General features: G+C 62.9%; 11 protein-coding genes. 3 read left to right on the forward strand and 8 right to left on the reverse strand.

Features of this window, described 5'->3' with window-relative positions:
• Window positions 1-126: 126 nt before the first annotated feature.
• Window positions 127-1,644, forward strand: a complete 1,518-nt coding sequence (locus GOB82_RS02395) for a succinate CoA transferase (protein ID WP_166119102.1) — start codon at window positions 127-129, stop codon at window positions 1,642-1,644.
• Between the two features lie 22 nt (window positions 1,645-1,666).
• Here the strand turns inward: GOB82_RS02395 and GOB82_RS02400 are convergent, their stop codons facing one another.
• From GOB82_RS02400 to GOB82_RS02435, 8 genes are all read right to left on the reverse strand, one after another.
• Window positions 1,667-2,425, reverse strand: a complete 759-nt coding sequence (locus tag GOB82_RS02400; protein ID WP_242007148.1) for a hypothetical protein — start codon at window positions 2,423-2,425, stop codon at window positions 1,667-1,669.
• Between the two features lie 15 nt (window positions 2,426-2,440).
• Window positions 2,441-6,967 carry an AAA family ATPase gene (locus GOB82_RS02405; protein ID WP_166119105.1) on the reverse strand — a complete coding sequence of 1,509 codons (4,527 nt, stop codon included), beginning with the start codon at window positions 6,965-6,967 and terminating at the stop codon, window positions 2,441-2,443.
• Between the two features lie 35 nt (window positions 6,968-7,002).
• Window positions 7,003-7,629, reverse strand: coding sequence for a thioredoxin domain-containing protein (locus GOB82_RS02410; RefSeq protein WP_166119108.1), 627 nt, complete (start codon window positions 7,627-7,629; stop codon window positions 7,003-7,005).
• 71 nt (window positions 7,630-7,700) lie between these two features.
• Window positions 7,701-8,645, reverse strand: coding sequence for a hemolysin family protein (locus GOB82_RS02415; RefSeq protein WP_166119111.1), 945 nt, complete (start codon window positions 8,643-8,645; stop codon window positions 7,701-7,703).
• Window positions 8,642-9,181, reverse strand: coding sequence for an rRNA maturation RNase YbeY (ybeY, locus tag GOB82_RS02420; protein WP_166119114.1), 540 nt, complete (start codon window positions 9,179-9,181; stop codon window positions 8,642-8,644). Before ybeY ends, GOB82_RS02415 begins: the two co-directional genes overlap by 4 nt.
• Window positions 9,165-10,286, reverse strand: coding sequence for a PhoH family protein (locus tag GOB82_RS02425; RefSeq protein ID WP_194300304.1), 1,122 nt, complete (start codon window positions 10,284-10,286; stop codon window positions 9,165-9,167). Before GOB82_RS02425 ends, ybeY begins: the two co-directional genes overlap by 17 nt.
• Window positions 10,283-11,686 carry a tRNA (N6-isopentenyl adenosine(37)-C2)-methylthiotransferase MiaB gene (gene miaB / locus GOB82_RS02430; protein ID WP_377792069.1) on the reverse strand — a complete coding sequence of 468 codons (1,404 nt, stop codon included), beginning with the start codon at window positions 11,684-11,686 and terminating at the stop codon, window positions 10,283-10,285. The genes GOB82_RS02425 and miaB overlap by 4 nt, the downstream gene beginning before the upstream one ends.
• A gap of 127 nt (window positions 11,687-11,813) precedes the next feature.
• A complete protein-coding gene (locus GOB82_RS02435) occupies window positions 11,814-12,890 on the reverse strand; it encodes a lysophospholipid acyltransferase family protein (protein WP_166119680.1) in 1,077 nt (358 codons plus the stop codon).
• 334 nt (window positions 12,891-13,224) lie between these two features.
• Between GOB82_RS02435 and GOB82_RS02440 the strand changes: the two genes are divergently transcribed.
• Window positions 13,225-15,111 (forward strand): autotransporter assembly complex protein TamA, encoded by a 1,887-nt coding sequence (locus tag GOB82_RS02440; protein ID WP_265793934.1) that lies wholly within the window; start codon window positions 13,225-13,227, stop codon window positions 15,109-15,111.
• Complete coding sequence (locus GOB82_RS02445) at window positions 15,111-19,439, forward strand: translocation/assembly module TamB domain-containing protein (protein ID WP_166119122.1); 4,329 nt, start codon at window positions 15,111-15,113, stop codon at window positions 19,437-19,439. The genes GOB82_RS02440 and GOB82_RS02445 overlap by 1 nt, the downstream gene beginning before the upstream one ends.
• The last annotated feature ends 15 nt before the right edge of the window (window positions 19,440-19,454 follow it).

The raw sequence follows: 19,454 nt of genomic DNA on the forward strand, positions 1-19,454 counted from the left end.
TACGTCATCCGGCTCCACTGGAGTGCCGGTGGGAAGGAGCGAAGCATTGGGGTATAAAACATATCATTTTCCCGGTTGCTTCGTTTTGCGTCGGAACAGCAATAATCAAGAACAGGAAAGCCTCTCATGACAGAGCGCATTCGTAACGTAGCCCTGCGTAGCAAAGTGTGCCCGGCGGAAGTCGCCGCGGCGTTCATTCGCCCCGGAGCCGTTGTCGGTACCAGTGGCTTTACCGGAGCAGGCTACCCCAAGGCCGTGCCGGAGGCTCTGGCCGAGCTTATGGGGCAGGCCCACGCACGGGGTGAGGACTACCGGATCAGCCTGATTACCGGAGCTTCAACCGGCCCGCAGCTGGACGGCGTGCTGGCAAAGGTCAACGGTGTGTCGTTTCGCTCCCCCTTCAATACGGATGCCGGGATGCGCAACCGTATTAACGAGGATGAGACAGAGTATTTTGACAACCATCTCGGTCAGGTTGCCGGGCGGGCGGTGCAGGGGAATTACGGCAAGTTTGACGTTGCCGTGGTTGAAGCCACTGCCATTACTGAAGATGGCGGCATCGTTCCCACCTCTTCAGTCGGCAATTCCCAGACATTTCTCGATATCGCCGAAAAAGTGATTATTGAGGTCAATGACTGGCAGAGCCCCGAACTGGAAGGCATTCACGATATCTGGGACGGGAATGTCAGCGGTGTGCCCCCGCGTGACATCATCCCCCTGCGCTCGGCTGACCAGCGCATTGGTGGCCACTTCCTGCGCGTGAACCCGGACAAGATTGTGGGCATTGTCAGAGCGCATGACAGGGACCGTAACGCCCCGTTTGCCGCGCCGGATGACAGTGCGAGGGCTATTGCCGGGTATCTGCTGGATTTCTTCAGCCATGAAGTGAAGCAGAATCGTCTCCCGCCCTCCCTGCTGCCCTTGCAGTCTGGTGTGGGGAACGTGGCAAACGCCGTGCTGGAAGGGCTGAATGAAGGCCCGTTTGAAAATCTGGTCGGCTATAGTGAAGTGATTCAGGATGGCATGCTGGCCATGCTGGATTCCGGGCGGATGCGGGTGGCCTCGGCCACATCCTTCTCTCTCAGCCCCGATGCGGCGGTTGAGATCAATAACCGGATGGACTTCTTCCGCACCAAGATCATTCTGCGCCAGCAGGATGTGAGCAACAGCACCGGTGTGATCCGCCAGTTGGGCTGTATTGCCATGAACGGCATGATTGAGGCCGATATCTACGGGAACGTGAACTCCACCCGTGTGATGGGCTCCAAGATGATGAACGGGATTGGCGGTTCGGGCGATTTTGCCCGGAGTTCCTATATGTCCATCTTCCTCTCTCCCTCCACAGCCAAGGGCGGGAAAATTTCCGCTATTGTGCCCATGGCAGCACATGTGGACCACATCATGCAGGACACTCAGGTGTTCGTGACAGAGCAGGGGCTGGCTGACCTGCGTGGGCTTTCACCTGTGCAGAGGGCGCAGCAGATCATCACCCACTGCGCGCATCCGGACTACAAGCCCATGTTGCAGGATTATTTTGACCGGGCACGCAAAGAGTCGTTCGGCAAGCATACGCCGCACCTGCTGAATGAAGCCCTGTCCTGGCATCATCGGTTTGTGGAAACAGGAAGCATGCTTCCGGCCTGAAAAAAGGCCGGGAGACCGGCCTTCAGCTGCCCCCGGCGAGAGCCTGGGTCAGCTGGGCAGGCTGGGGTGTGACAACAATATCAACCGGCCGGTCAGCCAGAAACTCTTCGGTGGAGAGGGCTGGTGTGGCCGGGTTTTCCGTAATGATGGCTTCCGCATCGCGGTGCACCAGCGTGAACAGGTTTGGTGACGCGGTGGGGGAGAGATAGGCGGCGTAGGGGTGTGTCCCCGCCATACGGTGCGCCGCATAGGCATCGCGCACAGAATGAATGGGAATGGCGACCAGCAGGTCCGGGTCAGCCTGCAGGGCGGTTTCCGTTGTTTCTCTGGAGGAGGACACCAGCACAACACGGTCCAGCATTCTGGCCTTGCGCACAAGGGCGGCGACATCTGCCGGATTGGTGTTGTTCAGATCCAGCATCAGCAGGGTATGGGCTCGGCGGGATGAGGCCAGAACATCACTGAGCTGGCTGGAACCGGGCATGACAATCACGCGCCCGTCTTCCTGAGAGGCAAGCTCAAGCCGCAGCATGGCGGGGCTGCTCTGGCGCGCCAGCCCTGCGGAGGCGGCTGTCATGCTCAGGCCGGTGCCGGGCGTGCAGATAATCAGACCATGATGGATGCGTTCAAGCAGCCCATATGCCTTGGACTGGTGCAGCACAAAGCCCGCACTGGCCAGCATGCAAACGCCCACGGCCAGCACACCTTTTCCAAGGCAGCGCTTGAGCGGGCTACCCGCGCATTTGTGGGGTTTGTCCGATGTCGTATCAGGATGCGGCATCTGTTTTTAAAATCCCTAGTCCTGTTGCTCAGCCATGGCGGCTGCGCGGGCAAGATCAACCGACAGAACGCGACTCACCCCGCGCTCCTGCATGGTGACGCCAAAAAGATGGTCCATATGAGCCATGGTCAGTTGATGGTGAGTGACAACCAGAAAACGGGTTCCTGCTTCTGTAACCATGTCCCCCAGAAGGGAACTGAAACGTCCGACATTCGCATCGTCAAGAGGTGCGTCAACTTCGTCGAGGACGCAAACGGGAGCTGGATTACAGCGAAATACTGCAAAAATCAATGAAAGAGCGGTTAAAGCCTGTTCACCTCCCGAAAGAAGGGAGAGAGTCGCCAGCTTTTTGCCCGGTGGCTGGGCATAGATTTCAAGCCCGGCTTCAAGAGGATCATCACTCCCCACAAGGCCCAGATGCGCCCGCCCGCCTCCGAACATGCGGGAGAAGAGGGACTGAAAATGCTGGTCCACCTGCGTGAAAACCGCCATCAGGCGTTCCCGGCCTTCCTTGTTCAGGGAGCCGATGGAACCACGCAGGCGCGCAATGGCGGATTCAAGATCCGCAATTTCAGCTGCCAGTGTATTGGCTTGCCCGGAGGCTTCTTCCGCTTCTATTTCCGCCCGCAGGTTGACCGGCCCCATTTCTTCCCGCTCACGCGTCAGGCGGGAGATCTTGCGGCGGAGGGAGCTTTCCGCCGCTTCTGTCAGATCTGTGGTGGGGTGATGGGGTGGTGCGGGGTTCTCGGCCAGAAGTTGGTCCAGAATGGCCTTGGCCTGCTCGCTCCGGCCTTCGGCCTTCAGCAGGTTTTCCCGCGCGGTGGTGAGCTGTGCCTCGGTCCTGCGGCGCTGTTCCGTGGCTTCGGCCAATGCGGTTTCTGCATCCGTGCGGGCTTTATCAGCTTCAGCATAGGCGGCTTCGGCTTCGGTCAGGGCCTGAAGCGTGTTTTTCTTCAGCCGTTCCGCTTCTGCCGGAAGTTCCGAGACGGTCTGATGCTCCGTGCGGGCGGCGTCCAGCCGGGCCTGTGCGTGGGCCAGGTCTGTCCGGGCGGACGCGGCCCGTGTTGTCCAGTCCTGCAAGGCAGCATCCAGAGAGGCCAGGCGGTTGGCCAGAGTGGCCTTTTCCGCATGAAGGGCGGCGCGCAGTTCGCGCACCTGCTCCAGCTCCGCTGTCAGGCTGCCGCGCTGTTCCCGCAGGCTTTCCAGATCGGCTTCACCAGTCTCCGGCAGCGCGGCGGAGGCCTCGTCCCGCAGGGTGAGGGCGCGGGCCTTGCGCTCTTCCGCCTCGGTCTGCTCGGCCTGAAGCGTGTGCAGGCGCGGGGTGAGGGCCGCCAGACGTGCGCGTAGTTCGAGCGAGAGTTCCTGCAGTTTCTGGTGCTGCTGTATGGCGTCCTGCGCCGCGGCTTCCGTCTGGGTAGCGGTGTGTTCTGCCGCGCGGCAGGCGGCTTCGGCTTCGGTCTGGCGGGCTTGGGCGGCGTGCAGGGTGGCTTCAATCTGCTGGTCGGCCTGCCCGGCGGCAAGGCGGCTTTCCAGATCAGCCACCGTACCTTCCTCTGCCGCCAGATCCTGCCGCAGGCGGTCACGTTCGGGCAGCAGGGTTTCCAGCCGCGCGCTGGCGGTGGCCTGCTGGTTTTCCGCGCGGGTGAGAGCGTCCTGCGCTGTGCGGAGGGCCTGCTCGGCAGTTTTCAGAGCCGTGCGGGCCTGTTGTTCGGCCTGCTGGGCGGCGGTGTCCTGCTGGCGGGCCTGATCCAGAGCGGCTTTCAGGGATTCTGCCTGCGGCAGAGCCTCCCGGGTGGCCGTGGCCGTGGCGAGTGCGGCCTCGGCGTCCAGACGCGCGGCTGTGGCGCGTTCCTGCTGTGGGCGTAGGCCATCCAGCCGCGCGCGGGAGGCCGCATGGCGGCGCTCAAGGTCCGCTTCCTGCGTGCGGGCCTGTTGCAGGGCCTGTTCCAGCTTTGCGCGCTGGCTGCGCTGCTCCGCGGCCTGCTGTTCCATGTCCCGCTGGGCGGCCGCGGCTGCGGTGGCAGCCTGTTCCGCTGCCGGGAGGTCAGCCTGAAGAGTGGCAATCCGCTGTTCTGTTTCTTTGAGAATACGGCGCTGTCCAAGGCGACGGGTGGCGGCATCGGGCTCCCCGCCGCGTGCATAGAACCCATCCCAGCGCCACAGGTCCCCCCGGAGGGAGACAAGGCTTTGCCCCGGCATGAGGGAGGCCTGTAAGGCGTGGCCATCCACGCCCTCTGGCAGCAGGCCGATGCGGCCCAGAATGCGGTTCAGGGCCTCCGGGGCTGTCATATGGGCCTTGAGAGGCACAGCACCACCCGGCAGCGCGGGCTGCTCGGGCAGGGCGGGCAGCGTGTGCCAGCCACGGGCGGCTTTGTCCGCCACCGGGGCATCCAGCCCTTCAGAAAGGGCTGCGGCCAGAGCGGCTTCATACCCTTCCGGAATATCCATCCGGGCAGAGACGGGTTCTTCCGTTCCGGCGTCTTCCGTGCCCAGCGCCTGCGCAAGCCCGTCCGCCTGCGCCTGAAGGCGGGTGAGTTCCGTGCGGAGCGTGTTGTGGTGCGCAAGTGCGTCGTTATGCGTGGTTTTCAGGTCCGCCAGAGCCGTTTCGGCCTGAGTGAGTGCCTCCGCTACGGCGCGAAGCTGGTCTTCCTGCGTTCTCCGCCGGGCCTGTGCGTCCTGAAGTGTGGCATCGGGGATGGCTTCGGCCTGTGCCTGCGTCAGCCCGCGTGTCAGGGTTTCCTCTTCCTGACGCGCACGATGCAGGGCTGTCTGCGCTGCGGTGAACGCTGCCTCTGCCGCCTTGCGGTGGCTTTCGTGGTCCTGAAAGGTACGGCTGGCCTGTGTCAGCGCCGCAGAGGTTTCCCGCCGGGTGCTGTCGGCCTCTTCCAGCGCCCGTATGGCGGCCTGATGCGCGGCGGCGGCCTGTTCCGCTTTTTCCCGCAGGGCCTGAAGGGCGGCGTCTTCCAGCAGGGCGCCCTGTGTTTCAGCATGGCGTGCTTCAAGGCGGGACAGATCAGCCCGGAGGGTGTTCAGCTTCGCACGGGTGCGGTCCAGAGCTTTGCGGGTTTCGGCCTGTGTCTGGCGGGCGTTTTCCGCATCGTTCCGCACGATGGAGAGGGCAACGCTGGATTCGGAGCGGGCGCGGTCTGCGTCCTCAAAGGCTGTGCGGGCCGCTGCCTGTGCCGCGCGAGCGTCCTGCACGGCGAGAGTTGCTGCCGCCATGCTCTCCTCGGAGGGCATACGGTCCTTCAGGGCGTTCAGTTCCGCCTCAAGGGTGGCAACGGCGTCCGAGGCCCGGGCCAGCAAGGCAGTTGCGGCTTCCAGTTCCTCCGTTGCGCGGTCCCTGCGTGCGCGGGCGGCGGCCAGAGTTTCTGTCTGGTGCGCGAGTGTACGCTCGCTTTCTGCCAGTGCTGCGCTCAGTTCGGCCTGGCGGGTTTCTGCTTCCGCGGCGCGGAGCGGGAGGGAGGCTTCCGCGGCCTCGGCTTCCGCCTTTTCCGCCTTCAGCCGCTCCAGCGTGCGGGTGGCGTCTTCCTCGCGGGTCTGGGCGGCAGCGTAATCGGCTTCATGCTGCTGGAGGCGGTCTGCCGCACTGCGGGCTTGCGCGGCGGCGCGTTCTTCTTCCCGAGTGACCCCTTCCGCCGTTACACGGCACCGTTCCAGAACCGTGCGGGCTTCATCCGCACGGGTGCGGATGGCGGGTAGTTTCTGGTTGGCTTCAAATTCTGCAACCACCGCGCTTTCGGCGGCTTCTTCATGCTCTGTCAGGGCATGGCGGGCGCGGGTGGCTGTTTCAATGGCGTGTGCCACGGCCTGCCGGGCCCGGGCGTGGAGCACGGCCAGCAATTCTGTCTCGGCTTCCCGCAGGGCGGAGGAGAGTTCCCGATAGCGCCCGGCCTCGCGGGATTGTTCGGCCAGCCCGCCCAGCCGCGCTTCCAGTTGCTGGCGCAGGTCTTCAGCGCGGGTCAGATTGCTTTCTGTGGCGCGGAGCTTGAGTTCCGCTTCATGCCTGCGGGCATGGAGGCCGGTAATGCCCGCGGCTTCTTCCAGAATGGAGCGGCGTTCTTCCGGTCTGGCCCCCACCAGCATGGCCACCCGACCCTGACTGACCATGGCGGAGGAACGCGCACCCGAGGCGAGATCCGCAAACAGGGTCTGCACATCCCGCGCGCGGGCGGGCTTGCCGTTTATCCGGTATTCACTGCCGGAGCCGCGTTCGGCCCGGCGGGTGATCTGGAGTTCATCCTGATCCGCAAAGGCTGCGGGGCCACGGCCCTGCGTGCCTTCGAGCGTGACGGTGACTTCCGCCAGAGAGCGGGCAGCCCGGCCCGTGGTGCCGGCAAAAATCAGATCATCCATTTCTCCGCCGCGCAGGGAGCGGGCGGAGGATTCCCCCATCACCCAGCGCAGGGCTTCCACCACGTTGGATTTGCCGCAGCCGTTCGGGCCCACAATGCCGGTCAGGCCGGGGAGAATTTCCACGGTGACGGGATCGGCAAAGCTTTTGAACCCGGCAATCCGCAAGCGAACAAAACGAACTGTCATGGAGAAACGGGCTTACCGCAGGCTGAGAGAGGCTGTCAGCTTGCGTCTGCCAGAGCCTTGGTGAAGGCTTCGTATGTCATGTCGTTCGAGATCTGCACCTTGTTGTTGAAACGGAAAGTGGGCGTGGAATCGAAATGATACTTGTCCTGCGCTTCCGTCTGCTGGGAGAGGATGAACTGCATGAGCTGCTGGTCAGCCACGGTTTTATCAAACACATCCGCGGGCATACCGGCGAAGGCTGCCATTTTTTTCAGGGCTTCCAGCGGGCTGCTGTCACGCACATAGGCCCAGCGGTCCAGACTGGCGAGCAGGGAGGCCGTAAACGGTTCATAACGTTCCGGCGGCAGGGTGCGGGCCACCATGGCGGCAACCGTTGCAAGCTGGTCTGTGGGGAAATCATGGAAGACGTAACGGATTTTCCCGGTGTCGATCAGGTTTTTCTTGACCAGCGGAAAGGTGTTTTCAGAAAAATGGGCGCAGTGAATGCAGGTGAGGGAGAACCATTCTTCCACCACCAGCTTTGCGTTCGGGTCACCCAGTTCACGCGTGGCCATGCGTGGGTCCGCCCCAGCGGCGGGAGCGGCAAAAGCCAGACCATGCGTTGCCGTTGCGGCCAGAGCCGTGCCTGCGGTGACAAGGAGTGAGCGGCGGGAAAAGGACATCGGAAATCCTGGCTCCGTTACAGGTGAGACTGATCTGAAGTTTAAGGGATGGCGGCAGAACACCTCGTCCGTCAAGACGTGCGCTGGCTCCCGGCGTCGCTCTCCCCCTCGCCGGGGGTGGGTTCCGCCGCGTTGGGCAGTTTGCGCACCCGCACCCGGCGGATATGCCGTGCATCGGCATCCAGCACCCGGAAGACATAGCCGTTTTCGTGTGTGAGCACTTCTCCGCGGGTCGGGACGTGGCCGGCCATGCGGAACACCAGCCCGCCGATGGTCTCGATTTCCGCTTCCTTTTCCGAAGGCGTGAGAATCGCGCCCACCTTCTGCTCAAATTCCTGTACCGGGCAGCGGGCATCCACATCATAGGTGCCGTCCGGCCGCTCCGTGATCATGGTCACGGCGGGTTCATCGTGCTCGTCCGCAATATCGCCCACAATGGTTTCAATCAGGTCTTCAATCGTGACCAGACCGTCCACGCCGCCATATTCATCAATCACCAGAGCCAGATGTGTCTGCCGTTGGCGCATTTGCAGCATCAGGTCCATCACCGGGATCTGTGGCGCGATCATCAGAGGCTGGCGGAGCAGGGGTTCGATATTGAACGCCTCGCTGGTGCCGACATAGGCGATCAGATCCTTCACATGGATCATGCCCACAATATCATCGAGCTGATTGCGATAGACCGGCATGCGGGAATGGTTTTCCCGGCGCATCATGGCCAGCGCGTCATCCAGACTGATGGTGACAGGCATGGCGATAATATCCGGGCGCGGGATCATCACATCATCAGCGGAGATATTCCGCAGGCGCAGGATATTGGCAATCAGCACACGTTCCTGCCGGTCCAGTTCGGGCTGTTCGCCTTCGGGCGTTTCCGACTCGTTGGCAGCCTGCTGCACCAGTGCCGCGATGGAACTACGCAGGCCCGGCGGGGGCTTCTTCCGGCCGAAAAAGGAGAACAGGCTCCGGCCCGGTGTTTCCGGCCCTTCGGATCGCGTGGTCTCGTGCTCGCTCATGCCCGTGGTTTCCATGGGTTTGGAATGTGCAGCCGGGAGAGCAGGCGCCCTTCCAGCATTTCCATTTCGCGGGCTTCTCCCGCCTGATGATGATCATACCCGGCCAGATGCAGGCTGCCGTGAATGATCAGATGCGCCAGATGATGGCTGACAGGCTTGCGCGCCTGGCGGGCTTCACGCAGCACGGTTTCCAGAGCGAGAATGATATCTCCGCCGGGAATGCCCGGGGGCGGATCAAATGTCAGAACATTGGTGGGGCGGTGCTTGCCGCGGTGCTGGCCGTTGAGCACACGCACCACGCGGTCTGTTGAAAGGACAACACTGCCGGGCTGCCTGCCGTAGCCCGCGCAGGCGGCAAGGGCGCGCCGCACCAGCTTTTCCGGGGCTGGCACGTAACAGCGCCAGCGCCGGTCCTCTGTCAGGATTTCGGGCGTTTCTTCAAACGCGTGTGATGGGAAAAGACCTGACGCAACAAGACTTTCCGGGTCAGCCACGTTCGGGGAATGAACGTGGCCTGTACTACTTGGCGGTTCCATTGTTCTCCTGACGGCCAGTGTTGCGGGGGGATCCCCGGAGAGCCGTCGTCCTTGCATCATACGCTTCCACAATGCGCGCGACCAGCCTGTGGCGCACGACATCTGTCGCATCAAACCGTGTGATGGTGATGCCGCGTACATTTTCCAGTGTTTCGAGTGCGTCCTGCAACCCGGATTTTGTGCCCGTGGGCAGGTCGATCTGGGTCAGGTCACCCGTAATCACCATCCGGGAGCCCGGCCCCAGACGGGTGAGAAACATTTTCATCTGCGCGATGGTGGTGTTCTGGGCTTCGTCCAGAATGACAAACGCGTGGGAGAGCGTGCGCCCGCGCATGAACGCCAGCGGAGCCACTTCAATTTCCCCCGCCGCCATGCGCCGCATGACCTGATCTCCCGGCAGCATGTCGTGCAGGGCATCGTAGAGCGGGCGGAGGTAGGGGTCGATCTTGTCCTTCATGTCCCCCGGCAGGAAGCCAAGGCGCTCACCTGCTTCCACCGCCGGGCGGGAGAGGATGATGCGGTCCACCGAGCCCGCCTGTAGCATGGCCACCGCCTGCGCCACGGCCAGATAGGTTTTGCCCGTGCCGGCGGGGCCAATGCCGAACACCATCTCTTTCTTGGCCAGCGCCTGCATATAGGCGGCCTGCCCGGAGGAGCGGGGTTCAATCACCCCATGGCGCATTTTCAGGGCGGGCAGGGTTTCGCGGGATGCAGAAAAAGGAACCGCAGGAGCCGTGGTGTGGTCAGTTTCAGACTCTGAACGGGGCATATCAGTAAGCCTTGTGCTTTCGTGCAGACGGGTCATGCGGATAACAGCCTCAATGGTGCTGACATCCACCGTGCCACCGGCAGCCAGTTTCTGATAGAGTTTGCTCAGTGTGGTGCGGGCCAGAGCGACCTCGGCAGGGGAGCCCTTGATGGAAATCCGGTTTCCACGGTGGGCAACCTGCACATCCAGCCCTTCTTCCAGATGACGCAGATTACGATCATGATCGCCTACCAGCCGGGCCAGCAGGGTGTTGTCTTCAAACAGCAGGGTGATCGGTTTTTCCGGCACAGGCGTGCCGGAAGGAGCGGGGGAAAGGGGCTGGGGAGTGGTGCTCAAGCGTAAACTTTCTCCTCTTCCAGAACGCCATTCAGCGAATTGGTAAGCCGTTCAGTAATACGGACAGGCAGTTCCTGACCAATCAGATCTGGCGTGCCGGTGACATGCACCGGCTGAAGCCAGGGGGAGCGCCCGGAAATCTGGCCCGGCTTGCGCCCTTCCGATGTGAACAGGACAGGCACGGTCTGCCCCACGAGCGACTGGTTGAACGCATCCTGCTGTTCCCGCAGCAGGGCCTGCAGGGCTTGCAGGCGGGCGTCTTTCACGTCTTCAGGCACCTGTAACGGCGCACCGGCGGCAGGTGTTCCGGGCCGGGGGGAGTATTTGAAGGAATAGGCCTGCGCGAAGGTTACATCCCGCACCAGTTGCATGGTGGCTTCAAAATCCTCATCCGTCTCGCCCGGATGGCCGACAATGAAGTCCGATGAAAGAGCGAGGTCCGGCCGCGCCTCGTGCAGCTTCCGGACAATCTCGCGGTAGTCATCCGCCGTGTGGCCACGGTTCATGGCCCGCAGGATCTTGTCGGAGCCGGATTGCACGGGCAGGTGCAGGAACGGCATGAGGGCCGGAATATCCCGATGCGCGGCAATCAGGGCCGCATCCATATCACGCGGGTGGGATGTGGCGTAACGGATGCGGTTCAGGCCCGGAATGGCCGCCAGTGCTTCGGCCAGTTGTGCCAGCCCCCACACATCACCCTGCGGGCCGGCGCCATGATAGGCGTTCACATTCTGCCCGAGCAGGCTGATCTCCCGCACGCCGCTTTCCACCATGCGGCGGGCTTCCGCCAGAACGGACGCAACCGGCCGGCTGACTTCCGCCCCGCGTGTGTAGGGCACCACGCAGAAGGAGCAGAACTTGTCACACCCTTCCTGAATGGTGAGGAAAGCGGTGAGGTTCCCCGGTGTCTGCGGTGCGGCGGCATCGGGCAGGAAGTCAAACTTCTGCTCCGCGGGGAAATCCGTCTCGATCACGGCACCACCGGCGCGGGCGGCGCGGGCCACCATTTCCGGCAGGCGATGATAGGTCTGCGGGCCGAGCACGATATCCACATAGGGTGCGCGAGCCAGAATTTCCTGCCCTTCGGCCTGCGCCACGCAGCCTGCGACCGCAATAATGGTCTGCTCACCGTGTGCTGTGCGCTCGTCCTTGATTTTCCTCAGCCGCCCCAGTTCGGAAAAGACCTTCTCGGCGGCCCGGTCCCGGATGTGGCAGGTGTTGAGAATGATCATGTCCGCCGCCTCGGGCGTTTCCACCGGCTGATAACCCAGCGGGCGCAGGACATCGCTCATGCGGGCGCTGTCATACACATTCATCTGGCAGCCCCATGTGATGACATGAAGACCACGTGCGGGCAGACCACGTGCGGGCGAGGGGGAAGAGGGGGGAAGTCCAGTCATGGCAGCAGTGGTTCCGGCACACCGCAGGCCCATTCCTTACGGCAGGAGGAGGGAATCAGGCGAGCGGGGCCTGAGGTCAAGAGTCTTTTCCGCTGGCAGAGGGCAGATACACCATAAAAAGGAGTCCTCACCGGTTCTTCAGGTATGAAGCAAAACGCGGGGCCACTCTGTCAAGCAGAGGTTTTGTGACACGGGATTTATTACAGGGCAGTTCCGCAGGATCACACCGGCCGGGCTGGATAACCGGGGTCTGGTTCTGGCGCAGTTCCGCAGCGCCTCGGGCCACGGCATGCCATGCGGCCTGAGCCAGCGCCTTCCGGCTGGGGAAGAGTTCCGGGTCCAGCGGTTCATGCAGCACCACCGTGGCCCGGGAGGCATGCCACTGGGCAAGCTGCCAGAGGTGGGGGCCGAGATCCATATCTCCGTACCAGGCAAAAACAGGCCGCCGCCGCCGGACCACGGGCAGGCCTTCCAGCTTATCATACACAATGGAGATCGGCTGGATGATGGGGGACATGCCCGGTGCGTAAACTACCGGCAGCGCGCTTTTTTCACCCTCAGGCAGCCGGGGCAGTTTTGCGATGGCGAAAAACGCGGACATGAAGGGTAGCACGCGGGAGCCATCAGAGGATGTGCCCTCGGGGAAGAGAACCAGATTGTCCCCCTCCACCATGCGGCGGATCATCAGGTCACGCTCACGCCCGGTGGTGCTACGCTGGCGGCTGACAAAAATGGTGCGGCCGATTTTTGAGACCAGCCCCATGACAGGCCAGTTCTCGATATCTCCCTTGGCCACGAAAACAGACGGCAGAAGCTTGCCCAGAACCAGAACATCCAGCCATGTGGAATGGTTGGAGATATAAATAACCGGGCGTTCCCCCCGTGCGCGGGCGCGTGCGCCGCCAACCGTGCCAGCCCGCTTGCCAATAACCCGGATACGCAGGCCAAGCAGTTTGCACAGGATGCTCCAGATGACACGCGTCCAGCGGATCTTGACGGTGCCGGGCACCAGCAGGAGGCAGGCTTCAAACCCGACAGAAAGCGGAACCCACACGGCAATGGCCCCAAGCCGCAGGACTGCCCGCGCCTGATTGCCAAAGCGGCAGCAAGTCGCAACCCATTCCGGAAGCGGGGAGAGAAACACGCCTCCCGGCTGGCCGGGTGCTCCGGCGATGGGGGGCAGAGGCGGGGAGGCGCGCTTCATGATCTTGCCCCGGCCACGCACAGGCAGGGGGTGGGCTTGCTGCAGGAATGGAGAATCATAGGCTCTCATAACGCGAACTGAGCCGGTCGGACAATCGTGCTTCGCAAGTGCTGCGCAAGATGGCACAAGAGAATACGGAGTGTACTGATCCAAAAGCCTGAAAGTGATCTCATTTTCGTCATGGTGGTGGAGCACAATACGAACAGTACGACGAAATGTGACACATTAAGAGGCAGGGTAAGCGTGTGAGGGTGAAAAGCGGGTTGGGCGGAGGTGCGTGCAGGTGAGCGGTAAGGGCGTTCTGAACGGTCTCGTGTTAACAGCGAATCGTGTCGTGACCGGTTTTACGCTCTGGGGCGTGGCCGCGGGGTGTGCCTGGGCAGCGGACCCGCAGCCTTACGTGACGCAGCTTGAAAGCTCCGGGCAGGCCGATCTGGATGCCGCGCTGAAATCCTCATCCGATCTGCTGGGCTTACAGGCAACACAGGCCGTGGGGCCGTTTGCGCTCGCCGGGCGGATCCGGAATGATTATGACCGCCTTCGTTCCGCTCTGGACAGTTACGGCTATTACAATGGCACGGTGCAGATCACCCTGCATCGGGCCAAGGAAAAAGATTCCGTCCAGATGGATGGGCTCTCTCCCGCCCTTGCTGACTGGCTGAACAGTGTGCCGGCGGGTGAAAAAATAACCGCTGACATCAAGGTTCAGAAAGGCCCGCTTTATCACCTTGGGTCGATCACGGTACAGGATCCGAAGACCAAGGCTCCGGTTGTTCTGACAAAAGCACAGCAGGAGGCGTTTGGCCTGAAAACCGGGCAACCTGCCGTGGCGCAGACGGTGCTGGGCAGTGGGGGCTCCCTGCTGGATATCCTGCGGGAGGAAGGGCATGCGCTGGCGCAGGTGGACAAGCCCCGCGCCTACCTGCAGCCGCAGACCCATACGCTGGATATTGTCTACCCTGTTTCAGCCGGACCGGTGCTGAATATTGGTACGATTGATGTGGATGGGCTGAAGCGGGTGCATGAGTCCTTTGTGCGCCGCCGTCTGACCGTGCGGGAGGGCGAGCTTTATCAGCCCTCCAGAATTGAGGCCGCACGGCAGGACCTGACTTCGCTTGGCGTGTTTTCCAGCGTGACGGTGAAGGATGGCTCCACACAGCCGGTCAATGGCACCATGCCGCTGGACTTCACGTTGCGGGAAGGCAAGCGCCGGTCCGTGGGGGCGGAAGTGGGGTATTCCACGGATTTGGGGGGGCGCGTCGGCGCGACGTGGACGCATTATAACCTTCTGGGCAATGCCGAGCGTCTGAAGTTGACGGCCCTGATCACCGGTCTGGGCGGCTCCGCGCAGCAGGGGCTGGGGTATGATGTCTATGCGGACTTCATGAAGCCCGATTTTTATAGCCGGAACCAGAATCTGAGTGTGCGGATTGAAGCCCTGCGCCAGTTGTTCTGGTCCTACCGCCAGACGGCATTTCTGGTGAGTGCCGGTATTGCCCGGCGGATTGATAAACATTGGAATATCAATTTCGGGCTCTCGGGCGAGCAGGAAAAAATTGATCAGTTCAACGTCACGCGGGACTACACGATTGTCTCGGTCCCGCTGGCGGCCACGTTTGACAATACAGGTGTTGGAAACCCGCTTGAACCGGCGCAGCATGGTGTGCGGGCCAGCATCAATGCAACGCCGTCTGTCTCGCTTGGAAACAAGGGGAGTGGCACGTCGTTTTTCACCATTCTCAATGCTTCGGCCTCAACCTATTTTGACCTGACACATCTTGGCATCAGCCGCCCCGGACGCAGCATCATTGCCCTGCGCGGGATGATCGGCAGCATTCAGGGTGCCTCCACATACGATATTCCGCCAGACCAGCGCATGTATGCCGGCGGCAGCGCCACGGTGCGCGGCTACCGCTGGCAGGGTGTGGGGCCGCAATACGGGCGCACGCGCTACGCCATTGGCGGGACATCGCTGGATGCCGGGACCATTGAATACCGCCAGCGGCTCTTCAAAAGTTTTGGTATGGCCGGGTTTGTTGATGCCGGGCAGGTGGGCAGCAGCAGCATGCCCTTTACCGGCACCCTGCGTGTGGGGGCCGGTGCCGGTGTGCGCTATTATACCCCGATTGGCCCTGTGCGGGTGGATGTGGCCGTGCCGCTCAACCGGGCGTATCGCGGAGACAAGTGGGATCTGTATATCGGTCTTGGGGAGACGTTCTGATGGCTGGGCACATTGAGGAAAATCCCGCCCCACGTCGCTCGCCTCTCCGCCGTGCGGGCCGCATTCTTGGTATTTCAGCAGGTGTGCTGACGGGTGTTGCCGTTCTGGCTGTTGGCGTCATTCTGGTGGGGGCCAATACCGGGCCGGGGCGCGCGCTGCTGATCAGGCAGACCACAGCACTCACAGGCGGCAGCGTGACCCTAGCAGGGATGTCCGGCCGCTTTCCTGATCATTTCCATCTGGACTCCATCGCGCTGCATGACACGCAGGGTGTCTGGCTTTCCCTGCGCAATGTGGACCTGAACTGGTCCCCGGTGAGCATGCTCTGGCGCACCGCCCGGATCTATGCCCTGACGGCGGATGAACTGGCTATTCCGCGCCTGCCGGTGGCAGACCCCGCCGCGCCGCCTTCGCCTCCGGCCACCACGGCAACAAAGTCCAAACTCGGTCTGAGTGTGGATATCCGCACGCTGGCGGTGCGGCGCATTGCCGTGGGCGCGGCTCTGGCGGGTGTTCCGGCAAGCTTCTCCCTGTCCGGCCATGGGAGCCTCTCTTCCATTGATCCGGTGATTGACGGGCTGAGCCTGCCCAATTTGCCGAAATCGGATATCGCGCTGCACGTCAAACGGCTGGATGCCAGCGGGCAGATTGACCTGACCACGACAACCGGAGGCGGGCTGCTCGGCCTGCATCTGGATGCGCAGGAAGGCAAGGATGGCTTTGCCGCGGCCAGACTGAAGATGCCGCAGCTCACGCCCTTGTCTCTCGCGCTGGATATCAAGGGGCCGACAGACGCGGCTGTACTGGGGTTTTCCGCTGCGGCGGGGCCGGTAACAGCCAAGGCGGATGGCGTGCTGAACCTGCTGGCCGGAGAAATGGGGCGTCTGTCTGCGCAGTTTGACGCGCCCAAGCTTTCCCTGACACCGGATATCGGGTGGGACACCCTTCATCTGGCCGTCCAGCTTAAAGGAAAAATGGCCGCACCGGATGGCACGGCTGAGTTGCTGGTCGAAAGGCTGGCCGCGGCCGGAGCTGCGGTGGGAACGCTGAAAGCCACGTTCAATGGCCAGAGCGGGCGGCCCGGCGTGGCGGACCTGCTGCATCTTGTCATGACGGCGGAGGGGGTGCGCATTCCCGGCAGTGCGCCGAACCTGCTGGCTTCCGCGCCGCTGCAACTGGACGCGAAGCTTTCTCCGCAGCCCGCCGGAAAACCGCTGGAATTCGATCTTTCACACCCCCTGCTGCATCTGACAGGCTCTGTGCTGACTGCGGCGCCGCAACGGGGCACGCTCACCCTGACCCTGCCGGACCTCCGCCCCATCGGGCAGGTGGCGGGCACACCGCTGCAAGGGAATACCGCTCTCACGGCGCAGTTTGACCTGCCCGCCAAAGCGGAGGGTGACACCCACCTGAAAGCGGATGGCACTCTGGCCATTACCGGTGGCCAGCCTCAGGCTGCGGGGCTTATCGGCCCGAAAGGCACCTTTGCGCTGGTTGCCGCCATGCGCCCGCAGAGCGGTTCCGTGTCACCAGAAAAGGCCGCTCCTGCCGCGACACCCGCCGCGCCCGGCCCCAACACGAACCCGGGTGGGGCTGGCCCTGCGCCCGCGCAGAAGGCGCAAGCCCCGCAGCCTGCTGCGCAGTCTGGCGGGCAGCAGATTGATCTGACGTCCCTGACCGTGGACGGACAGGCCCTGCACCTGAAGGCGCAGGGCCGGGTGGATGTCGGGCAGGATCTGGATATCACCGGCACGCTGGCGCTGCCTGATCTGGCGCGGGCGCTGCCCTCCCTGCGGGGCGGGGTCACGCTGGCGCTGTCCGCCAAGGGGCTGATGCAGGATTTTGTGGCCAAACTGCACCTTGAGGGAGACCCCGGCACCGCGACCATGCCGCGCGGCCCTGTGGTGCTGGATGCTGATCTTGCCCATCTGCCGTCCGCGCCACAAGGCACGGTGGATGCGCATGGTTCGGTTAATCGTGCGCCCTTGCTGCTCAACGTGGCTCTTGCGCAGGATGCCAAGGGCAGCCGGCAGATTGACCTGAAAAAACTCTCCTGGAACAGTCTTCAGGGGCAGGGGTCGCTCTCTCTTGCCGCAGGAGAGGTGGTGCCGCTGGGCACGCTGGACCTGAAAGTAGGGCGGCTTGCTGACCTGAAAGAGCTTATCGGCCAGCCGATTTCCGGGGCGCTGGTGGCGGCTGTCAAAACCACGCAGGTGGACCAGAAGCCGCTGGTGGCGCTGAAGCTGGATGGCAATGTGGCCATGCCGCAGGCCAAAGTCGGTTCACTTTCTCTGGCCGGAACGATCAAGGACCCGGCAGCGCACCCGAATGTGGATTTGAACCTGAAGCTGGGCGGTCTGGCTGCGGCCGGGGTGACAGGGCAGGCGCGTCTTGCCGCGAAAGGACCGGACAGCGCCATGGCGCTGACTGCGCAGATTGGCCCGGCAAGCTGGTCTGGCAGCCCGCTCTCTCTTGATATGGCGGCCTTGCTCAATCTTCCAGCCAGGCAGGTGCGGCTGCAAAAGCTGGCCGCCACGGCCCGGCAGGAAAATCTGCGGCTTCTGGCGCCGGCGCTGGTTTCCTTTGGTGAGACCATGGGGGTTGACCGCCTGCGTGTGACACTGGGCACGCAGGGCGCGGAGCCCGCTACGGCGGATATCGCCGGGCGTATCAAACCCACGCTTGCGGCCACGGTGGATGTGCGCAACCTGACACCGGCTCTGGCACGGCCCTTCATGCCGGACCTGCGTGCGCAGGGCACGCTGGCTGTTCAGGCAAAAGTCAGCGGCACCATGGAGCGCCCTGTGGGGCAGGTGCATCTCGCAGGGCACGGGCTGCGGATGCAGGGGGCTTCGGCTGTGGCCTCTCTCCCGCCTCTGCAACTGGATGCCTCGGTTAATCTGGCGGGCACTGCCGCCAAGGTGCAGGTGCAGGCGGAAGCCGGACCAAAGCTGGCGCTGGGGGTTTCCGGCACGGCCCCGCTTTCCAAAACCGGGCCGGTTAACCTACGCACCAGCGGGCATCTGGATCTGGCCATTGCCAATGGCTATCTGGGCGCACAGGGGCGGCAGGCGCTGGGGCAGATCCAGCTTGCCTTGCAGGTGGCGGGAACACTGGGCGCACCCCGTGTGACCGGCGCGGTAGACCTGTTGAATGCGGATATTCAGGATTTTGCGCAGGGTGTGCATCTGGCTGCCATTAACGGGCGTATTGTGGGGGAAGGGAGCAGTATTGTTATCCAGAACCTGAGCGCAAAGGCGGGAGGTGGCACTCTGGGGCTTACGGGGTCTGTCGGGGTTCTGGCACCGGGGTTGCCGGTGGACCTTCATTTTGTGGCGCATAATGCCCGCCCTGTTGCCAGTAGCCTGCTGACGGCTGTGATGAATTCGGACATCACCATCAAGGGGCAGGCGCAGGCCCGGATGGATGTGGCCGGGGGCATTGATCTGCAGAAAGTGGAAATCAATATCCCCAACTCCCTGCCATCGTCCGTGGCGCGGCTGGATGTGGTGCGTCCGGGGGACAAACCACAGACGGATGCAGATGCGGCGGCCAGCGCAACGGCGAGCGTGATCGGGCTGAATCTGATCGTGACATCCCCCGGCAAATTTTCCGTGCGCGGACATGGTCTGGATGCGGAAATGGCGGGCAGGCTCAGGATCAAGGGAACGAGTTCCGCACCGTTGGTCAGCGGTGGGTTTGACCTCAAGCGCGGAAATTTCGATCTGGCCGGGATTTCGCTCAACTTCACGAAGGGGCGCGTGGGCTTCAACGGCAGCAGCGTGGACCACAAGCTGGACCCCACGCTGGATTTCGAGGCAGACCGCGTTGTGAACGGGCAGACCGCCATGCTGAAGGTGGGGGGCTATGCCAGCGCTCCCAAAATCAGCTTTGAATCCATCCCGCCTCTCCCGCAGGATCAGGTGTTGGCCATGCTGCTGTTCGGCACGGATGCCCACTCGCTCTCATCCACCCAGATGATAGAGCTGGGAACGGCACTGGCAACGCTGACAGGCGTGACATCTTTTGACCCGATGGGCACGCTCCGCAAAACCCTGCATCTGGACCGGCTTGCCGTTGGCGGTGGTTCAGGCGTGGGGAATGGCGGCACCACGGTGGAAGCCGGGAAATATGTGATGCGTGGCGTTTATGTAGGGGCCAAGCAGGCCACCTCCGGCTCGGGCACGCAGGCGCAGGTGCAGGTTGATCTGACCAAACACCTCAAGCTGAACACCACGGTGGGCACGGGCGGGAACGTGACAGGCTTCACCACCCCGGAAAATGATCCCGGCAGCAGTGTCGGGCTGCTCTGGCAGTACCGTTACTGAGAAGCTGTGCCGGGA

The organism is Acetobacter farinalis (assembly GCF_011516935.1).
GTDB classification, from domain to species: Bacteria; Pseudomonadota; Alphaproteobacteria; order Acetobacterales; family Acetobacteraceae; genus Acetobacter; species Acetobacter farinalis.

Coding starts and splice junctions, on each gene's coding strand:
- GOB82_RS02395 (WP_166119102.1), top strand. CDS start 127: ATGACAGAGCGCATTCGTAACGTAGCCCTGCGTAGCAAAGTGTGCCCG.
- GOB82_RS02400 (WP_242007148.1), bottom strand. CDS start 2,425: ATGCCGCATCCTGATACGACATCGGACAAACCCCACAAATGCGCGGGT.
- GOB82_RS02405 (WP_166119105.1), bottom strand. CDS start 6,967: ATGACAGTTCGTTTTGTTCGCTTGCGGATTGCCGGGTTCAAAAGCTTT.
- GOB82_RS02410 (WP_166119108.1), bottom strand. CDS start 7,629: ATGTCCTTTTCCCGCCGCTCACTCCTTGTCACCGCAGGCACGGCTCTG.
- GOB82_RS02415 (WP_166119111.1), bottom strand. CDS start 8,645: ATGAGCGAGCACGAGACCACGCGATCCGAAGGGCCGGAAACACCGGGC.
- ybeY (WP_166119114.1), bottom strand. CDS start 9,181: ATGGAACCGCCAAGTAGTACAGGCCACGTTCATTCCCCGAACGTGGCT.
- miaB (WP_377792069.1), bottom strand. CDS start 11,686: ATGACTGGACTTCCCCCCTCTTCCCCCTCGCCCGCACGTGGTCTGCCC.
- GOB82_RS02435 (WP_166119680.1), bottom strand. CDS start 12,890: ATGAAGCGCGCCTCCCCGCCTCTGCCCCCCATCGCCGGAGCACCCGGC.
- GOB82_RS02445 (WP_166119122.1), top strand. CDS start 15,111: ATGGCTGGGCACATTGAGGAAAATCCCGCCCCACGTCGCTCGCCTCTC.